The sequence below is a fragment of the Oleiphilus sp. HI0079 genome (assembly GCF_001635105.1).
Genome location: NZ_LWFT01000885.1, coordinates 1 through 753, shown reverse-complemented (window position 1 = coordinate 753; position 753 = coordinate 1). Strand labels below are relative to the sequence as shown.

The window sequence follows — 753 nt, the reverse complement described above, 5'->3', positions numbered from 1 at the left end:
CTGGCCGGTTTTTTCGTTTCTGCGAGTTAAAAAGTGTATAAACTGAATGATGTTTATCGAGTAAGCTTGGGAATAGAGTGATGGCGAAAGAGCTAGAGTTAAAACTGTCCTGCACGGAGGCGCTCTCGTTTGCGCAGCTTGAGCAAGCGATGCTCAGTACTGGTGCAGCGCAAACTGACCTAACACAAAGCGGGCCCGCTCAAGCTGATGTAACCCAAGACAATGCAGCGCAAATTAAGATCATGCAGCTTGAAAATATCTATTTTGATACCGAAGATCTGACGCTTCATAAGAATAAAGTGGCTTTGCGGATTCGAAAAAAAGGCGTTGCGCCTAATACCCGTTATATCCAAACGCTTAAAACCGCAGGCAAAAGCGTGAATGGCGTTTCGCAGCGGGGAGAATGGGAATGGGAATTAGCGAAGCCTATTTTGAGCACTAAAGCGTTGGAGTCGCTCGATGTTTGGACTGCACAGTTACATGCTACCAATTTGCAGTTAAAGCCCGTATTTCGAACCGATTTTCAGCGTACCGCCAAGATTGTTCAATGGGGTGGCCACCACTTCGAGTTAGTCTTGGACGAGGGGGAGATCACCGTTCCGGGTACGAAAAAGGCACAGCCGATACATGAGGTCGAGATTGAGTACCTCGGAAGCGCTAAGGTATGCGAGTCGGTTGAGCTAGATGAACGATCTGATGGGCTGAGCCATAGCGGCAGTGCTGCAAAAGAACCGCATGCAGCTATGCTCGAAT

Annotated in this window: 1 protein-coding gene; it reads left to right on the top strand. The window is 48.3% G+C overall.

What is annotated here, in order from left to right; translation table 11 throughout:
• Positions 1–80: 80 nt before the first annotated feature.
• On the top strand, positions 81–753 hold a 673-nt coding region (locus tag A3750_RS16390; protein ID WP_068548468.1), incomplete at its 3' end, for a CYTH domain-containing protein.